At 61.5% G+C, this 1,266-nt stretch carries 1 protein-coding gene; it reads left to right on the top strand.

Annotated features, from left to right (window positions below):
• Window positions 1-133 precede the first annotated feature (133 nt).
• The coding region (locus GWC77_RS27820) for an IS4 family transposase (protein WP_173262721.1) at window positions 134-1,266 on the top strand (1,133 nt) is incomplete at its 3' end.

The following is a 1,266-nucleotide window of genomic DNA, read 5'->3' as shown; positions in this document are numbered from 1 at the left end:
CATCGGCTTATACACATGTGCGCGCCGCTTCCCGGGTTCGGAAGAACATGTTTACTTTCAATGACATAGGGCTGGGCTTGTAAACTTTCGGCGAAACGCGTTTACTCTCGCTTTTTGCGTGAACGCCTTGGCCCTGGACACGACTTGCTGGACGGAAACGGAATTCGCCCACCTCGATCTTGGCGACGCGCGCCTGAACAAGCGAGCGAGAACATTGATGGAACGATTGGCGGCCAAGCCGACAGTGGGAGTGCCGCAAGCCTGTCGCGGCTGGGGCGAGACGATAGCGGCGTACCGCTTCTTCGATAACGAGGAGGTCCAATGGGCCACGATTCTCGAGCCGCATTGGCGACAGACCCAGCAGCGCATGGCAGCACACCCGGTGGTGCTGTGTCTGCAAGACACCACTGAACTGGACTTCAACGGCAGGAGCACAGCGGGCCTCGGACCTCTGTCCTACGAGGCCCAACGCGGCATGTATCTGCACCCGACCTACGCGGTGACCCCTGAACACTTGCCGCTGGGTGTACTGGATGCGTGGATGTGGGCGCGCGAGGCGAAAGACAAGCAAGGCAAGCGCGGCGGTTTGAAGGAAAGCCTGCGCTGGATCGAGGGATACGAGCGGATTGCGGAAACTGCGCCGAGCCTGCCGGATACGCGATTGGTGTACGTCGCCGATCGCGAGGCGGACATGATTGCGCTGATGATGCGCGCGCAGGAACTAGGCACGCCGGCGGACTGGTTGATTCGCTCGACGCATGATCGATCGCTGCCTGAAGGGGCGAAGCTGTGGAGCACCACAAGTGAGGGCGAACCGATCGGCGAGATCGGCTTCACGATGGGCTCGCGTCACGGGGTCAAGGCCCGCGAGGTACGCCAGCATGTGTGGCTGCGGCGCGTCGAGTTGCCGGCGGAGAAAGGCCAAAGCGTGGTCGCCACGTGCTTGGTCGCTCGTGAATTCGACGCGCCCGCCGGTGTCAAGCCGATCGAATGGCGCCTGCTGACTAACCGCGAAGCGACGACGTTGCAGCAGGCCACCGAACTCATTGACTGGTACCGCGCGCGCTGGGAAATCGAGATTCTGTTCAATGTGTTGAAGAACGGATGCCGCGTCGAGGCCTTGCAGTTGGGCACGATCGAACGACTCGAACGCGCTCTGGCGTTGTTCCTGGTAGTGGCTTGGCGTATCGCTTATCTGATGCGCAAGGGCCGCACCTGCCCGGATCTGGACGCCGAACTGTTCTTCGATGTCGACGAGATCCGCGG

Origin of the sequence: Paraburkholderia sp. NMBU_R16 (assembly GCF_013282575.1) — a bacterium.
Lineage (GTDB): Bacteria > Pseudomonadota > Gammaproteobacteria > Burkholderiales > Burkholderiaceae > Trinickia.
The sequence above is the reverse complement of the archived record's forward strand: the minus strand, read 5'-3'. Positions and strand labels throughout refer to the sequence as shown.